Source organism: Microbacterium sp. AC132 (assembly GCF_979258525.1).
On sequence record NZ_OZ409862.1, the window covers coordinates 3,626,035 to 3,641,005 of the forward strand.

Here is a 14,971-nt window from a genome sequence, read left to right on the forward strand (position 1 = left end):
GATCCAGCAGCTCCCCAAGACCGGTGAATGCACGGCACCTGTGACGGAAGACCCGGACGCTCCTGGCACTGTGACGGGAGATACCACTCCATGAATCCCGTTGTTCTCCGGATCGTTGGACCGACGATTCTCGTTGTCGCCGCACTCGTCGCTGTGGTGGTCGGGCTCGTGATCGGTGGAGGAGCTGCACCGAGACTCACCAGCGACCCTGGAGCGCTCGTGCGATGGGGGCTCCCGGCCGCGAAGCTGTTTGTCAATCTTTCCGGTGCGGCGATGCTCGGGCCTCTGGTACTGGCGGTGTTTGCTCTCCCCTCGGGAGAGAAACCGTTCACCGTCGCGCTCGATATAGCCTCTGCCGGCGCCGCCATCCTCACCATCGCAAGCGGGGTGGTGGCTTTCCTCACCTTCCTGTCCTCATTCAATCCGCAAGTGAGCCTGGGCGCCGAGTTCGGTGCGCAGCTCGGCCGCTTCCTCCTCGACACCGAGCTGGGACGATCATGGCTCATTACCGCGATCCTCGCCTCGGTCGTGACAGTCCTCACATTCGCTGTGCGCAGCTATGGGGCGGTGATGATCACAACCGTGCTTGCGATCATCAGCCTGATACCCATGGCCACCCAAGGTCATTCGGGTGAGCTCGCCAACCACGATCCCGCGGTCATGTCCCTCGTCCTGCACGTCATTTCAGCGGCAATATGGCTCGGAGGTCTCATCCTGCTCGTCGTCGCGCGACCGATCAGCTCTCCGCGTGAACTCGAGAACCTGCTCCGCCGGTACTCGACGGTGGCGCTCATCGCGTTCATCGGCGTCGCCGTCTCGGGATACGCGCGGACGCTCACTGCCCTCGGCCGGTGGGAGGATTTGGCCTCACCATACGGCATCATCCTTCTCACAAAGATCGGCGCGCTTCTGATCATGGGCGTCCTGGGTGCCGCCTACCGCCGTCGACTCCTCGCGAAAGCCAGCGAGGGCCGTGGCGCCTTCTGGATGATCGTGTGTGTCGAACTTGGTTTCATGGGTATCGCGAGCGGGGCCGCCGCAGCTCTCGCCCGCACCGCCGCCCCCGCCGATACGGTCACACTCCCGCAGACCACCGCCGCGGAGATCCTCACCGACGCACCTGTCCCGATCGAACTCACGCTGCAGAGATGGTTCACGGCGTGGAGCCCCGACCTGCTCTGGGTGCTCGTCGCGGGTTTCGGAATCGTCTTCTACCTCGTCGGCGTCCAACGCGCACGGCGCCGCGGGTATCCGTGGCCAGCCAGGCGGACGATTAGCTGGATTGCGGGGATGGGGGTGCTTCTGTGGACGACCAGTGGACCGCTCGCCGCCTACGACGACTCGCTCATCAGTATGCGATTCCTCTCCTTCGCTCTCCTCAGTCTCGCAATCCCCTTGCTCCTTGTCTTCGCGGCGCCCGTGACCCTCGCAACCTTGGTCATCCATCCACGGGAGGATGGAAGCCGAGGACCGCGGGAATGGCTTCTCTGGGCCGCCCACAGCCCGCTGGCACGGTTTACTCTGCGCCCCGTCGTCGCGGCGTCTCTTTTCGCCACATCGCTGTGGTTGATCCACTACTCCGACCTGTTCCGCTGGTCGCTCTACGACCAGCTCGGAGCGGAATGGATGATCAGCCAGCTCCTCGTCACCGGGTGCCTCTTCGTACGATCGCTTTCCCTAAGCACGTCCACGACCCCCGAGGGGCGGTGGCGTTTCGCCTCACTCATTGCGCTCACAGGCGTGGCGGCCTTCTTCGGCATCGCCACGATCACTCGCTCCGACCTCATCGTCGCGGAGTGGTTTGGCGCCATGGGGCGGACGTGGGGACCCACCCCTCTCCAGGACCAGGCCCTCGCCGGAGGCGCCACCTTGATGATCGCGGGAACGCTCGCAATCCTCACCGGCATCTCCGTTCTCCACACGAAACGCAACAACCGACTTACCGGTAGCACCCCCGTGCCCGCCGTACGAAAGGATCCACACCTGTGACCTCCACCCACCGCACCCGCTGGCTCGCCAGCACACTTCTTGCCCTCATCACACTGGGAATCTTGGCTACACCGGCCCCCGCTGCTCTCGCGCACGACAACCTCCTGGACACCGTGCCCGGGGCAGACGAAACCGTCGCCCAACTTGACGACATCGCTCTCACGTTCAGCGGGGAGCTCATTGACTTCAGCCAGGCCAGCTTCGCCCAAGTGCAAGGACCCGACGGCCTCTTCTACGAATCCAGCTGCTCCACCATCGACCGCAATATCCTCACCACCCCGGTCGCACTCGGAGAACCGGGCGTCTACACCGTGCTGTGGAACGCCGTCTCCAGCGACGGTCACCCCATCTCCGAGAGCTTCACGTTCACATACGCTCCCACCGGCATCGAGCCGGGACTTGGATGGGACACACCCGCATGCGGGAACGAACAATCACGGATCCAACCGGCAAAGGCGTCGCCCTCCGCCGCGCCAACCACCGAACCTCCAGCAGCGGACACCCCTCCCCCGGCGGCATCTGCAGGCGAGAACGAGGTGGATTCAATCGCGATCCCGCTCATCATCGCCGTTGCTGTCATAGGTGCCGCGGTGATCACCGCCACCGTTGTCGTACGGCAAGTAAAGAAGAAGAAACGCAACGGGTTGAGCGCCGACGGCCACACGGACCCGAAAGAGTGAGCTTCGTGTCAGGGCAGTCGAACTCAAGTTCGGTGCGTCAGATATGGGCCACAGATCAGAGATCACGGGCGAGTCGGCGCGACTTCGGCCCCCACGAACGGACGATAGACCAGACGGCGGGCAACGCGAGCATGGCCAATCTGCGCGCCCATGGCAGCAGAATCCACGAAGCCGAGCTCGAGGAGAGGGCACAGTGAACGGACGAAGCGTCTCCGCGGCTGCTACGGAGGCGGCTGAAGAATGTGGGTGTGCACCCACGCCCGCCGAACGCGACTCATTCTGGAAGCTGAGTGTTACTCGACGTGGCGCTTTCGGACTCGGCGCCCTCGGCGTCGCTGCATTCGTTGCCTTCGGTATCGGCTCCGGCGTCTCAGCTGCGTACGCTGCGTCGTACCCGAGCTGGGACGATGTCCAGCGCGCCAAGAACAATGAAGCTGCCAAGGCTGCCGAGATCACCCGGATCGAAGGGCTGATCCAGTCCTTGACGCAGAAGGTCGCTGAGACTCAGGCGGCCGCCGATACAGCCTCCGACGAGTTCTACGCAGCACAACAGGAATACTTCGCTGCGATCACGGAAGCCGAGATCCTGCAGGCGCAGGCCGACGAACAATCAGCGATTGCCGAAACCTCTGCGCGAAGGGCCGGTCAAGTTGCGGCACAGCTGTACCGCAACGGTGGGGACGATTCAGCACTGCAACTGTTCTTCTCCGGTTCCGCGGCCAACGCCGATGAGCTCCTGTCCCGGCTGGGCACCATGGACAAGCTGCTCGAGTACAACCGGTCGGTCTACGATGACGCAATCTCGGCGCGCAACACCGCCCAATCGCTGACCGATCAGGCGAAGGTCGCCCGCGACGAACGGGACCGGCTGCAGCAGGTCGCGGAGCAGAAGATGATTGCCGCACAAGAAGCGGCCGACGCCGCACAGGCCGCGCTCGACGAGCAAGCCGCGAACCTCGAGACGATGCAGGCGCAGCTCGCCGCGCTGAAAGACACCACCACGCAGACGGTCGCTGGCTACCAGGCGGGTGTAGCCGCACGCGAGGCCGAAGAGCGAGCCCGTCGCGAACGAGAGGCCGCCGAAGCGGCAGCCAACGGTGGCGGCAACGGTGGCGGCGGGGGCTCTGCCGGGAGCGGCGGTTGGGTTCGGCCCCACGGGGGCGGCCGAAGTTCAAGCTACGGCCCGCGGACCCCGATCTGCGGGTCGCAGGGCTGCTCCTCGAGCTACCACTACGGCGCGGACATGGCCAACGGCTGCGGAGCGGCGATCTACGCCGCCAACTCCGGAACAGTGGACTACGCCGGCGCCAACGGTAACTACGGCAATTACGTCCGCATCCAACATGGCGCGGGCGTCAGCACCGGGTACGCGCACATCAAACCCGGTGGCATCGTCGTCGGCCGGGGGCAGTGGGTCAATTCCGGCCAGGTCATCGCTTACGCGGGTGACACTGGACGCTCCTTTGGTTGCCATCTGCATTTCGAGGTCTACATCAATGGTGGTTACATCAACCCCGTCCGATTCATGGAAGACCGCGGCGTCTATATCTAAGGCTGCGACACGGGATCACGAAGCGCCGTCGACATGAGCAGTGGGGTAGAGAGGGCTGCTCCAGTCGGCACTCCCGACATCCTTGCTAGGGATCTCAGAGAGGGAGGATGACGCTGCCCATCACCGCCGTCAGCCGCGACATGATGTCGGTCCACAGCCCTGTCACCATCAGGAGGCCGAGGACGATCAGCAGGATGCCGCCGCAGACATTCAGCACCCGGATGTGACGACGGAGAAACTCGACCGTCTTCGCCGCCCAACCGAACCCGAACGCGACCAGCAGGAACGGGATGCCGAGGCCAAGCGAATACGCGAGACCAAGGAAGCCAGCCCGGACAGGGTCGCCGGCGTTGAACGAAAGCGCGATGATCGCGGCAAGCGTCGGCCCCATACACGGCGCCCAGCCGATACCGAGTGCCACTCCGAGTAGCGGCGCCCCTACGATCCCGGCCCGGGAGCCGACGTGGAAGCGGACCTCCCGCTGGGCGAAACTGAACAACCCGAGGAAGACGAGCCCCATCAGGATGACGACGACTCCAAGGATACGCGTGACCAGGTCACCCCAGCGTAGGAAGAACACGCCGGCCGTGCCGCCCAGCGCAGTGATGAGAACAAAGACGACACTGAAGCCGAGGATGAACAGCAGCACGCCGACCACGAGCTGACGGCGCTCAGGCGCGACTGCGTTCGTCGCGTCACCCTTCGAGCGCGGCGCGACCGCTCCGCCGAGGAAGCCGAGGTAGCCGGGGACCAGCGGGAGCACGCAGGGCGACAAGAACGACACGAGACCGGCGAGCATCGCGACGGGGACTGCGAGCCAGAGCGCACCGGACCCGATGATGATGTCGGCGTTCATGACGTCTCCGCTAGAGCGTCTTTGACGAGGGTCGAGAGGATCGAGGTGCCGTCGATGGGTCCGATGATGCGGGCGGCGACACGGCCCTGTCTGTCGAGCACGAGAGTGGTCGGCGTCGCCTGGATCGGCACGGCCTTGGAGAAAGCGAGTTTCGCCTCGGCCGTGTTCACGTCGATCAGGCTCGGGTAGGTGATGCCGAACTCGTCAGAGAAAGCCTGGGCAGTGTCGGCCTGGTCGCGCGTATTGATGCCGATGAAAGCTACATCCTCGCCGCCGTATTCCTGCCAGACGCTTTCGAGATCCTTCGCCTCGATGCGGCACGGCGCGCACCCCGCGTACCAGAAGTTCACCACCGTGACCTTGCCGGCGTTGTCGGCGCTGTCGAAATCATCACCAGTTTCAGTGATGCCGCTGAAGTCGACCGGTTCGCTCCGCTCCGCGATCGGGATCTCGACGATCGCGCCGTCGGCGGCTACATACCCGGTGTTCTCACCCTTGAGGAAGGAATCGCTGACCGGATCCGGCGCACACCCGCTCAGACCGATCGCGAACACCGCAGCGAGCATGATTCCCGCCGCACCACTAACGGTACGAAAGCGTGGGTCTCGAGGCACATTTCGCATTCTATGCAGATCACCTATGCCTCCGCCGAGCCCCAACTATGTCGCGATGTCGCGACCGCAATCCAAGCGCCGCTAGGACACTTTGAACGCCGCCGATAAGCGCGTTTCGCGCTCCCATGCTTGGGTTGCCATTTGCACGGCGTCCCAGGGGGAGCCGAGCGGTGGCGTGTAGGAAAGGTCGAGGTCGCTCATCGTTGCGACGGTCATCCCGTGGTGCAGGGACGTGGCGTAGGTGTCGACGCGTTTGGAGATTTCTGCACCGCGGGTGCCGACGAGCTGCGCGCCGAGCAGACGGCCGTCGTTGGTGTCTCCGGTGATGCGGATGCTGATTGATGTGGCGCCCGGGTAGTACCGCTTGTGGTCGTCTGCGATCGTGGTGTGACTGTGCGGGGCCAAGCCGGCGGCTGTCGCTTCGTGGTCGCGGAGCCCTGTGCGTGCGGCGACGACGTCGAAGACTTTTACGACCTGCGTGCCGAGGCTCCCTGCGAACCGTGTATCCCCACCGATTGCGTTCTCTCCTGCGACGCGTCCTTGCTTGTGCGCCGTGGTGCCGAGAGGAAGGTATGTGACGCCGAGCAGGCGGTGGTGGGTGACTACCCCGTCGCCGGCCGCCCACACGTTCGGTAGGCCGGTGCGCATCTGTTCGTCGACGATGACAGCGCCGCCCGCGCCGGTGGTTGCGCCGGCTGCGGTGAGAAGGCGGGTGTTGGGTCGCACGCCGACGACGACGAGCACCACGTCAGCGGTGCGGGAGAACGGTTCACCGTCGCGGGTTCCGACAACGGAGATTCGTCCGGCTTCACGGGTGACAGCTTCGACGCGATGGTGCGCCGCTCGCCGCGATCAAGCAATCGCAGCAACATCGGCATTTGCGACCACACACCGCTGGCCTCCCTTGCCGTTAGGGCACGAATTGGCTTCAGCTTTGCTAAACGGTTCTCCCAGAGCGCCCGATCGTCGTTGACGTCCGCTACCGTGCGTTGAATCGCAGCCCCGACCGACATTGTGGCCGCGACGGGCTCCGATCGCTTGGTGATCGCCGCATCCAGGAGAACGAAGAGGCGGTTCGCTTGCTGCCTATCGCCTTGGGTGACCGCCGTCAGCGACTCACGGACGCGAGCACGACCCTCCGCAGTGCTCAGCGCCTCGATGAATCGAACGGCGTCGAGGTGGTTCCGGAGAACGCGTTGACTTACGTCAATCCCCTCAGCGCGCGCCTGCTTCTTCACGCTGTATATTGCTCGGATGTCGAGCGTCGTCCAACCGAGCCATCGACTTACATGCCCCGCGAAGAGCCCGATCAGATCGAACACGGAGCATCCCGGAGGCCGACTTGAGCCTCGACACAGCGGTGTGGCACTTGTTCCATTGGCCCGGCCACGTCTAGTGACGTCGAGTTCGACCATCCCCGCAACAGATTCAAGCAGTCAAGTGGCGATGTTTTCCCTACATCGTTCACTCCGACGAGAACGAGAAGATCGCGCACTTCGAAACTCAAGTCAGGAAATCGGGCAACGTTCCGGATCTCAATGTGACACAACCGCATTAAGCCCTCCGCAACTCACGAGGACATGCAAGTCGCCCCCTAGCTCCCACCATGGCAGTAGCGGGCGATCCCCGCCACATCGAGTTAGGGGTACTGCTCGCGTCAGGAACGAGCCACCAGGCCTCAAACCGGCGAAGAGAGGAGGTTGCGGACCGAGCGATGTTCGCTCCGGGCAAGCAACAACAGGTTGTAGGTGAGAGAAAGTTCGCTCCGCCGGATACGACGACCGTGCCGGTGGCTGCGAGCTCGCCGGCGAAGTCACCGGCGAGCATCTCTCCATAACCGCTGGCCGCCCTCGCGCCCACGATCGCGACTCGGCTCGGAGCCGTGAGCAGCGCCGCGTCTCCGCGAACCCAGAGCACTGTCGGCGCATGCACCCCAAGGTCGTCGAGAGATCTCGGCCAGAGGTCGTCCCCCGGCAGAAGCAGCCGAGCGCCGACCTCGGCTGCTGCACGGATCGCATCGAGAACGCTGCGCGCATCCGCGCGGACCATCCACCTGGCTCGTCCCTCGGCGAGAGTCCGTTCACTGACCTCCGAACTCGCCACGGCCCCTCCGCCGATCGCCAGCCCCAGTGATGCCACTGCGCCCCGCTCCGCGATGAGCGCGCCGGCGACTCCGTCCCCCGGCTCGGTGAGGACTGACCACGACACTCGTGCCAGCGCCTCGTCCAGGTCATCGACTAGTCGCACCTGTCGCAGCGATCGCCGCACCGCCGCATCGCCTCTGAGAGACTCGATCACGATAGGTATCCCCTCTTCAAGAACAGTGCCCGTCCTATTTCTTCCCGACCTGGACTGTCGACCTCGGCGAGGTCCGCCATGGTCCAAGCCAGCCGCAGAACCCTGTCATAGCCGCGAAGAGTGAGAGCTCCCCGCTCGAGAGCCCTATCCAGGGGCGCCCTTGCCTCTGCGGCGATCCGCAGATCGAGCTGTCTCAATCGGGCGCCCGGAACCTCGCTGTTGCGGACCCACGGTGTCCCCCGCCACCGCGAGACGGCCCGCTCACGCGCCTGCATGACTCTCGCTCGAGCTCGCTCGCTCGTCACCTCCGTACGGTCGCCGATCATGGCCCGAGCAGCAGACACGCGCGAGACATGCAGCTCGATATCGACCCGGTCGCGAAGCGGACCGGAGAGTCGGGTCGAGTATCTCCGGATCGCCAACGACGGACATGTGCATTCCGCACCGCGCACCCCGTAATTGCCGCACGGGCACGGATTGAGCGCCAGGACCAGCTGGAAGCGTGCCGGGAACTGCGCGGTGACGCCCGATCGACTCACCTCGATGACGCCGGACTCGAGCGGCTGCCGCAGTGCGTCGAGCGCGACTCTCGAGAATTCCGCTGCTTCGTCGAGGAAGAGCACACCTCGGTGCGCTCGAGAGATGGCGCCAGGACGAACAGACCTCGTGCCGCCTCCGACGAGCGCCGCAACCGAGGCGCTGTGGTGAGGCGACTCCATCGGCGGCGTGGCGTCGAGAGCCCGCACAGCGTCGCCGGTGAGTGAGCGGATCGAGGCCACTTCGAGAGCCTCGTCGTCGGAGAGACTCGGAAGTATGCCGGGGAGTCGCCGCGCGAGCATGGTCTTGCCTGCGCCTGGCGGGCCGCTGAGCAGCATGTGATGGCCTCCTGCTGCCGCGACGATCAGCGCCTCGACCGCCTCGTCCTGGCCGACGACGTCCGCGAGGTCCAGCCTCTCGCGATGCTCCGGCGCGAGTGTCGCCGAGGCGACCGGATCGGCATCGAGCACTTCGATCTCCGCGCCGTGCCAGACGGCGACCTGCGAAAGACTCGCTGCTGCGCGAACCTCGATTCCGGGCACCAGCCTCGCCTCCGCCTCGTTGCCCCACGGCACGATCACGGTGTCGAACCCCGCACGCGCAGCGGCGAAGACGGACGGGAGCACCCCGGGCACGGGACGGAGCCGGCCGTCGAGTCCGAGTTCGCCGAGATGCACCGTTCCCGCGATCGACCGCGTCGACAGCGCTCCCCCTGCCGCGAGAGCGGCGACCGCGATGCTCAGGTCGAAACCGGCTCCCTGCTTGGGGAGGCTGGCGGGCGAGAGGTTGACCGTGAGGCGGCGGCGCGGAAGATCGAGTTGCGTGTTCTTGCAGGCGTTGTGAACCCGCTGAACCGCCTCGCCGAGCGCTTTGTCCGGCAGGCCGATGATCTTGAAGTCGGGGGTCTGGTTCGAGATGTCGGCTTCGACCTCGACCATGTGCCCGTCGACCCCGGTGAGCGCGACCGCCCACGTGCGGGCCGTTTTCACGACACGTCCACGAGATGTTCGAGGGTGCTGTGCTGCGGGTCGGCTCCGATGATCCCGATCGCCTCGATCCGGATCACGAGGCCGACCGCCTTTTCGGGATGGTCGGCCGCCCACGCATGAGCCAATTGCCACAGTCGTCGGATCTTGCGGGAATCCACGGCCTCGAACGGGTGTCCGTGGGAGATCGTCCGTCGTGTCTTGACCTCGACGATGGCGAGGTGGTGACCGCGACAGGCGACGATGTCGATCTCGCCCTGCGCACATCGCCAGTTGCGGTCGAGGACCACATATCCGATGCCGGTCAGATACCGAACCGCATGTTCTTCGCCGGATCTACCGAGCTCGTCTTTCGCTGCCATGAAGACAGCCTGTCGATCGGGATCGACGACCGCGCTTCAGGAGTGGGGACGTTGCGGAGTGCGGGGACAGCCCATCAGAAAGCCGGACTGTGCAGAAGTGGTCACTCCCCGTCGAGCGACAGCTCCTGGGGCAGCTCGAACTCGCGGCGCTGAAGCTCTTCGACGTTGACGTCCTTGAACGTCAGCACGCGCACAGCCTTCACGAAGCGGTCGGCACGATAGATGTCCCACACCCAGACGTCACTCATCGAGATCTCGAAGTAGAAGTCGTGCTCGGTGTCACGACGCACGACGTTCACCTCGTTGGCGAGGTAGAACCGGCGTTCCGTCTCGACAACGTACTGGAACTGCGCGACGACATCGCGGTATTCGCGGAACAGCGCCAGCTCGAGCTCGCGGTCGTAGTCGTCGAAGGCTTCCTCATCCATGATCACTCCATCCTAGAGTCGGCGACGCGTCGATGCCGCACGCAGGCTCAGAACAGAGTCGGGACATCCGCGATCGCCCAGGATGATCGGTGGTGTGGAGAGAGCCCGAGGCTGCGGATCGCATCGCGATGCTCGAGGCTCGCGTATCCCTTGTTCCGGTCCCACTGGTACGCGGGATGACCCTCGTGGAGCTCCGCCATGTAGGTGTCCCTCGCCACTTTCGCGATCACCGATGCCGCCGAGACCGACGCGCAGTCGCGGTCGCCCTTGACGACCGGTCGCACCCGTAGAGGCACCGGATGCACCCGCGAGACATAGTCGTGGTTGCCGTCGAGGAGCACCAGAGCCCCGTCGAGGCGAACTCCCGAATCGACGACGCTCTGCACGGCGCGCGACGCCGCCAGACCGAGCGCTCGCATGATGCCCACCTCGTCGACCTCGGCCGCGCTGGCCCAACCGACTCCAGAAGCCTGCACCCATGCCGCGGCTCGCGCAGCGACATCGGGCCGACGCCGCTCGGTGACCAGCTTCGAATCCCGAAGCCCTTCGGGAACGCGGCGGCGCGCCCCTGCCGCATCCATCACGGCAGCTCCGACCGCCACCGGCCCGGCAAGCGCACCGCGTCCGACCTCATCGAGGGAGATGATCAGATCGCACTCGCTCAGCAGCCTGCGCTCCAGAGTGAGCTTCGGAGCGACGACGGTCATTCCGGATCCGGGACGCCGTTGAAGCTGTCATGGTGGCCGTCGATCGTGCCCAGACGGTCGAAGGGCCACGTGGTGAAGAACGCCTTGCCCACGACGTTCTCGATCGGGACGAAGCCGCCGCTCGGAAGATCCTGATGCGCCCGCGAGTCGCGCGAGCGATCGCGGTTGTCTCCGAGGAGCCACAGCGACCCATCCGGCACGACCACGTCGAACGGATCGTTCGACGCTGCAGTGTCGCCGTCTGGCAGGTTGAGGTAGCTGAGCTCGTCGATGGGCGCTCCGTTGACCGTGATCTGTCCGAGCGCGTTGCAGCAGACGACGTGGTCACCCGGGAGACCGATCACACGCTTGACGAGGTGATCCTGCGAATCCGTGGCCGAGATCCCGACGACGTTGAGCATCCAGTCGAAAGCCTCGACGAGAGGCGGCTGCGCAGGAGTCTGCGGCTGGCCGTCGAGCCACCCGCCCGGGTCCTTGAAGACCACGACGTCGCCGCGTTCGTAGGCGGTCCACCGCGGCGTCAGCTCGTCCACGAGGATCCGATCGTTGACCAGGAGAGTTCGTTCCATCGACGCGGACGGGATGTAGAAGGAGCGGACGATGAAGGTCTTGACGACGAAGGAGACGAGCGCCGCGATGACGACGATCACGAGGACGTCGCGCAGGAACACGAGGAACCCACGACGCCGCTTCGTCGGTCGAGCGGACGCGGCGGCGGAGTCAGTCGTCATGGGGTTTCCTTCACAGTCTCGCACCGCACGGAGACGGCAGTATCAAGGGTCGCACACCCCGGGGAGAACACAGCACCCCGGGACATCGTGTCCCGGGGTGCTGTGGAGAGCCTGCGCGTCAGTTGTCGCGCTTCTCCTTGATCTTGGCCTTCTTGCCCCGCAGCTGACGGAGGTAGTAGAGCTTCGCGCGACGCACGTCACCGCGGGTGACGACCTCGATGTGGTCGATCACCGGGGAGTGCACCGGGAACGTACGCTCGACGCCCACCTGGAAGCTGATCTTGCGAACGGTGAAGGTCTCGCGCACGCCGTCGCCCTGGCGGCCGATGACGACGCCCTTGAAGACCTGGATACGCGAGCGGGTGCCCTCGGTGATGTTCACGTGCACGTTGACCGTGTCACCGGGGTGGAAGACGGGAACGTCTGAACGCAGGGATGCTGCGTCGACGGCGTCGAGGATCTGCATGATCGTCTCTCTCTGCACTCGCCTCAGGTCGGTTGCATGCTGTAAGTAGGAATAAGAACAAGTGTGTGCTGAACGGCGCCGAAGCGTCCGTGGGCTCCCCTGAGGCAGAACCGGTCACGGCACAAACACTCATTCTGCCATGGATGCCGCACACGGCCAAAACGTCGCCTGCGCTGCCGTCACTCCGGCGAGTCCTTCTCCCGGATGACGAAGACCTCTCGCACGCGGGTCTCCGCCGCGGGCTCGTCGACGCCGGGAACGGTGGACCACGAGATGGTCTCGCGGATCCGTGCTCCGCTTCCCTTCGCCTCGTTCCACAGCTGCCAGAGCTGCAGCCAGACCAGACCGATGCCGACGACGACGGCGGCGGCGAGAAGCCAGCCGAACGCGCCGTCGATGAAGCATCCGACAGCGATGGTCAGCCCGTGCCAGAGCGTGAAACCGCCGACATCCCACCACGAGACTGCCCTCTCGACCCGCACCGACGGGCGAGACCGAGTCAGGAGTGTGAGAAGAAGCTGGCCGACGAACACGGAGGGGACCGCGATGAAGAGGACCCAGAGGATGGCCCAACCGCCTTGGAAGACGCCCCACCCCACGAGCAACCAGAGCGGCAGGAGGAACGCTGCCGGAATGAGCCACCGGAAGAACGCCTGACGCAACCACATGTCACAAATCGTACGACGGCGTGCGGCCGATGATCCAGGTGTTCGCTCTGAGCACGCGGCCTCGAGGCGGACGTCCGTCACCCGGAGATCGGGGAGAATGGAGAGGACGAGAGGACACCCGATGATCGAACTGCGCACCCCTGCCGAGATCGACGAGATGCGCGCCGCCGGTCGCTTCGTGGCCGAGACCCTGGCAACCCTGCGCGACGAGACGAAGGTCGGCACGAACCTGCTGTCGATCGATCGCCGAGCGCACGACATGATCCGCAAGGCCGGAGCGGAGTCCTGCTACATCGACTACCACCCGTCCTTCGGCGCCAGTCCCTTCGGCAAGGTGATCTGCACCTCGATCAACGACGCTGTACTGCACGGCCTCCCCCACGACTACACGCTGCGAGACGGCGACCTGGTGTCGCTCGATTTCGCCGTCTCCGTCGACGGATGGGTGGCCGACTCCGCGGTGTCCTTCGTCGTCGGCACTCCCCGCGACGAGGACCTCCGCATCATCGAGACGACAGAGCGCGCTCTCGCTGCGGCCATCGACGCTGCCGTGGTCGGCAACCGGATCGGTGACATCTCAGCCGCCATCGCCGCGATCTCACACGGCGAGGGGTATTCGATCAACACCGACTTCGGCGGTCACGGTGTCGGACGCATCATGCACGGCGACCCCCACGTCCCCAACGACGGTCGCGCCGGACGTGGATTCCCGTTGCGCGAGGGCCTCGTGTTCGCGCTGGAACCGTGGCTGCTCGAGACCACGGACGAACTCGTGACCGATCCCGACGGATGGACCCTGCGGAGTGTGGACGGTTCCAGGGGCGCGCATTCGGAGCACACCGTGGCCGTGACGGCCGATGGCCCGATCGTCCTCACCGACAGGTCATTCCTCGGCGTTCGCTGACCCGCGGGGCTCAGCCGGCGGCAGCGCGCGTTCCCACGCGGCGACCGGACCCTCGAGGACGTGGAAAGCAGGATGCGGTTCGGGCACCGAGACCGCGGACCAGAGTCCGAGCACGTCGGGATTGCGCTCCGCGAGCTTCGCGCTGAGATGCGACCATTCCAGCGCGAGCTGGCCGGTGGTCACGGACAGGATCGACTCACCTCTCGCATCCGGTCGATCGATTCGCGATCGGTCGAAGGTATAGCTGCGCACGTCCGCCTCGACGGCGACGCCCCGAAGGTACGCGCCGATGGCATCGAGCGGATCGGGATAGGCACGGAACCGCTCCAGTTGGGGGTGACCGGTGTAGCCACGGGTTCGCCCGGCGAGCACCGCTTGAGCGAGCAGCGCCTCCCGCCAGCAGGCCACCAGACCCTGGCGATCGAGGTACTGCGGGTGCAGTGACCAGATCCTCATGCGCGCCGATAGACGAACACGTCGGTGATGATCGGCAACTCGAGCTGTTCGCGCCCGCGTGTGTCCGGGTCCCCGTCGAGCACCGCTTCGATGGCGGTCGACATCACCGAACGGGCATGGTCGTCGGCCACGAGGAAGGTGCTCACCGTCGACCAGCGACGGAGGTATGCCTCGCGGCTGATCTGCTCCGTCCAGTGGATCGATTCGCTCGTCACGAACGTGAATCCGGGGAGCTCCGCCGCGGCGGTGCTGGTCGTTCCGTCCGTGTCAGCGACCGCGGGGTGCGCGATACGGTGCGCTGCTCGATCCCACGAACTCGACGGATCCGAGTGGTTCCAGACCAGCCCGAGAGTTCCGCCCGGCGTGAGGATGCGCGAGATCTCCGCACAGGCCGACTCCCGATCGAACCAATGGAACGCCTGCGCGACGGCGACGACATCCGCCGTGCCGTCCGGCAACGGAATCCGCTCGGCACTGCCGATGAGGCCTTCCACATCCGGCAGCTTGGCTCGCAGAACCGACAGCATCTGCTCGGAGGGCTCGACAGCGATCACGCGTTCCGCTCGGGCCGACAGCAGTTCCGTGAATTTCCCGGTGCCCGCGCCGAGGTCCAGCGCAGTCCCGATGCGCTGTGGTGCGATGAGCTCGACCGCCTCCACGGGGAATCCGGGACGGTAGCGGTCGTAATCCGCCCCGATCGTCTCGAACGACTTCGCCAGCACCTCATCGACCATGGT

At 65.4% G+C, this 14,971-nt stretch carries 17 protein-coding genes and 1 pseudogene; 4 read left to right on the top strand and 14 right to left on the bottom strand.

Annotation, left to right across the window (positions count from 1 at the left end):
* The first annotated feature begins 27 nt into the window (after positions 1 to 27).
* From ACZZZQ_RS17595 to ACZZZQ_RS17605, 3 genes are all read left to right on the top strand, one after another.
* On the top strand, positions 28 to 1,989 hold the full coding sequence (locus tag ACZZZQ_RS17595) for a cytochrome c oxidase assembly protein (protein WP_463508032.1): 1,962 nt from the start codon (positions 28 to 30) through the stop codon (positions 1,987 to 1,989).
* On the top strand, positions 1,986 to 2,669 hold the full coding sequence (locus tag ACZZZQ_RS17600; protein ID WP_463508033.1) for a copper resistance CopC family protein: 684 nt from the start codon (positions 1,986 to 1,988) through the stop codon (positions 2,667 to 2,669). The genes ACZZZQ_RS17595 and ACZZZQ_RS17600 overlap by 4 nt, the downstream gene beginning before the upstream one ends.
* A 193-nt stretch (positions 2,670 to 2,862) precedes the next feature.
* Entirely contained in the window at positions 2,863 to 4,221 is a 1,359-nt protein-coding gene (locus ACZZZQ_RS17605; RefSeq protein ID WP_463508034.1) for a M23 family metallopeptidase, read from the top strand.
* A 94-nt stretch (positions 4,222 to 4,315) separates the two neighbouring features.
* Here the strand turns inward: ACZZZQ_RS17605 and ACZZZQ_RS17610 are convergent, their stop codons facing one another.
* The 12 genes and pseudogenes from ACZZZQ_RS17610 to ACZZZQ_RS17665 form a co-directional block, all read right to left on the bottom strand.
* Positions 4,316 to 5,077: a cytochrome c biogenesis CcdA family protein gene (locus ACZZZQ_RS17610; protein ID WP_463508035.1), complete on the bottom strand. Its 762-nt coding sequence runs from the start codon at positions 5,075 to 5,077 to the stop codon at positions 4,316 to 4,318.
* On the bottom strand, positions 5,074 to 5,643 hold the full coding sequence (locus tag ACZZZQ_RS17615) for a TlpA family protein disulfide reductase (protein WP_463508036.1): 570 nt from the start codon (positions 5,641 to 5,643) through the stop codon (positions 5,074 to 5,076). Before ACZZZQ_RS17615 ends, ACZZZQ_RS17610 begins: the two co-directional genes overlap by 4 nt.
* 129 nt (positions 5,644 to 5,772) lie before the next feature.
* On the bottom strand, positions 5,773 to 6,207 hold the full coding sequence (locus tag ACZZZQ_RS17620; RefSeq protein ID WP_463508109.1) for a hypothetical protein: 435 nt from the start codon (positions 6,205 to 6,207) through the stop codon (positions 5,773 to 5,775).
* Between the two features lie 33 nt (positions 6,208 to 6,240).
* Positions 6,241 to 6,513 (bottom strand): annotated as a pseudogene (locus ACZZZQ_RS17625) (FAD-dependent oxidoreductase); the annotation flags it as partial.
* Between the two features lie 732 nt (positions 6,514 to 7,245).
* Positions 7,246 to 7,740: a DNA-processing protein DprA gene (locus tag ACZZZQ_RS17630; protein ID WP_463508110.1), complete on the bottom strand. Its 495-nt coding sequence runs from the start codon at positions 7,738 to 7,740 to the stop codon at positions 7,246 to 7,248.
* A gap of 245 nt (positions 7,741 to 7,985) precedes the next feature.
* A complete protein-coding gene (locus ACZZZQ_RS17635; RefSeq protein ID WP_463508037.1) occupies positions 7,986 to 9,515 on the bottom strand; it encodes a YifB family Mg chelatase-like AAA ATPase in 1,530 nt (509 codons plus the stop codon).
* The gene (locus ACZZZQ_RS17640) at positions 9,512 to 9,874 is read right to left on the bottom strand and encodes a YraN family protein (protein ID WP_053095956.1); all 363 of its coding nucleotides are present in this window, start codon (positions 9,872 to 9,874) and stop codon (positions 9,512 to 9,514) included. The genes ACZZZQ_RS17635 and ACZZZQ_RS17640 overlap by 4 nt, the downstream gene beginning before the upstream one ends.
* Before the next feature lie 101 nt (positions 9,875 to 9,975).
* A complete protein-coding gene (locus ACZZZQ_RS17645; RefSeq protein ID WP_042541663.1) occupies positions 9,976 to 10,302 on the bottom strand; it encodes a DUF2469 family protein in 327 nt (108 codons plus the stop codon).
* Positions 10,303 to 10,349: 47 nt separating this feature from the next.
* Entirely contained in the window at positions 10,350 to 11,009 is a 660-nt protein-coding gene (locus tag ACZZZQ_RS17650) for a ribonuclease HII (protein WP_053095954.1), read from the bottom strand.
* Positions 11,006 to 11,740, bottom strand: a complete 735-nt coding sequence (gene lepB, locus ACZZZQ_RS17655; RefSeq protein WP_053095952.1) for a signal peptidase I — start codon at positions 11,738 to 11,740, stop codon at positions 11,006 to 11,008. Before lepB ends, ACZZZQ_RS17650 begins: the two co-directional genes overlap by 4 nt.
* 118 nt (positions 11,741 to 11,858) lie before the next feature.
* Complete coding sequence (rplS, locus tag ACZZZQ_RS17660) at positions 11,859 to 12,206, bottom strand: 50S ribosomal protein L19 (RefSeq protein WP_053099097.1); 348 nt, start codon at positions 12,204 to 12,206, stop codon at positions 11,859 to 11,861.
* 179 nt (positions 12,207 to 12,385) lie between these two features.
* Positions 12,386 to 12,874 (bottom strand): MFS transporter permease, encoded by a 489-nt coding sequence (locus tag ACZZZQ_RS17665; RefSeq protein ID WP_463508038.1) that lies wholly within the window; start codon positions 12,872 to 12,874, stop codon positions 12,386 to 12,388.
* A gap of 121 nt (positions 12,875 to 12,995) precedes the next feature.
* On the opposite strand from ACZZZQ_RS17665, the gene map reads away from it, so the two are divergent.
* Positions 12,996 to 13,778 carry a type I methionyl aminopeptidase gene (gene map, locus ACZZZQ_RS17670; RefSeq protein WP_053095949.1) on the top strand — a complete coding sequence of 261 codons (783 nt, stop codon included), beginning with the start codon at positions 12,996 to 12,998 and terminating at the stop codon, positions 13,776 to 13,778.
* On the opposite strand, the gene ACZZZQ_RS17675 is transcribed toward map, so the two are convergent.
* Together ACZZZQ_RS17675 and ACZZZQ_RS17680 are read right to left on the bottom strand one after the other, a co-directional pair.
* Positions 13,758 to 14,234 (bottom strand): pyrimidine dimer DNA glycosylase/endonuclease V, encoded by a 477-nt coding sequence (locus ACZZZQ_RS17675; protein WP_053095948.1) that lies wholly within the window; start codon positions 14,232 to 14,234, stop codon positions 13,758 to 13,760. The genes map and ACZZZQ_RS17675 overlap by 21 nt on opposite strands.
* Positions 14,231 to 14,968: a class I SAM-dependent methyltransferase gene (locus ACZZZQ_RS17680; protein WP_056278669.1), complete on the bottom strand. Its 738-nt coding sequence runs from the start codon at positions 14,966 to 14,968 to the stop codon at positions 14,231 to 14,233. Before ACZZZQ_RS17680 ends, ACZZZQ_RS17675 begins: the two co-directional genes overlap by 4 nt.
* Positions 14,969 to 14,971: the final 3 nt, after the last annotated feature.

Bases quoted from the DNA above. Each gene is read 5' to 3' on its own strand.
- ACZZZQ_RS17640 (WP_053095956.1), bottom strand. From the start codon at position 9,874: ATGGCAGCGAAAGACGAGCTCGGTAGATCCGGCGAAGAACATGCGGTT.
- ACZZZQ_RS17610 (WP_463508035.1), bottom strand. From the start codon at position 5,077: ATGAACGCCGACATCATCATCGGGTCCGGTGCGCTCTGGCTCGCAGTC.
- ACZZZQ_RS17615 (WP_463508036.1), bottom strand. From the start codon at position 5,643: ATGCTCGCTGCGGTGTTCGCGATCGGTCTGAGCGGGTGTGCGCCGGAT.
- map (WP_053095949.1), top strand. From the start codon at position 12,996: ATGATCGAACTGCGCACCCCTGCCGAGATCGACGAGATGCGCGCCGCC.
- ACZZZQ_RS17665 (WP_463508038.1), bottom strand. From the start codon at position 12,874: ATGTGGTTGCGTCAGGCGTTCTTCCGGTGGCTCATTCCGGCAGCGTTC.
- lepB (WP_053095952.1), bottom strand. From the start codon at position 11,740: ATGACGACTGACTCCGCCGCCGCGTCCGCTCGACCGACGAAGCGGCGT.
- ACZZZQ_RS17680 (WP_056278669.1), bottom strand. From the start codon at position 14,968: ATGGTCGATGAGGTGCTGGCGAAGTCGTTCGAGACGATCGGGGCGGAT.
- ACZZZQ_RS17595 (WP_463508032.1), top strand. From the start codon at position 28: ATGCACGGCACCTGTGACGGAAGACCCGGACGCTCCTGGCACTGTGAC.
- ACZZZQ_RS17675 (WP_053095948.1), bottom strand. From the start codon at position 14,234: ATGAGGATCTGGTCACTGCACCCGCAGTACCTCGATCGCCAGGGTCTG.
- ACZZZQ_RS17630 (WP_463508110.1), bottom strand. From the start codon at position 7,740: ATGGTCCGCGCGGATGCGCGCAGCGTTCTCGATGCGATCCGTGCAGCA.
- ACZZZQ_RS17645 (WP_042541663.1), bottom strand. From the start codon at position 10,302: ATGGATGAGGAAGCCTTCGACGACTACGACCGCGAGCTCGAGCTGGCG.
- ACZZZQ_RS17650 (WP_053095954.1), bottom strand. From the start codon at position 11,009: ATGACCGTCGTCGCTCCGAAGCTCACTCTGGAGCGCAGGCTGCTGAGC.
- rplS (WP_053099097.1), bottom strand. From the start codon at position 12,206: ATGCAGATCCTCGACGCCGTCGACGCAGCATCCCTGCGTTCAGACGTT.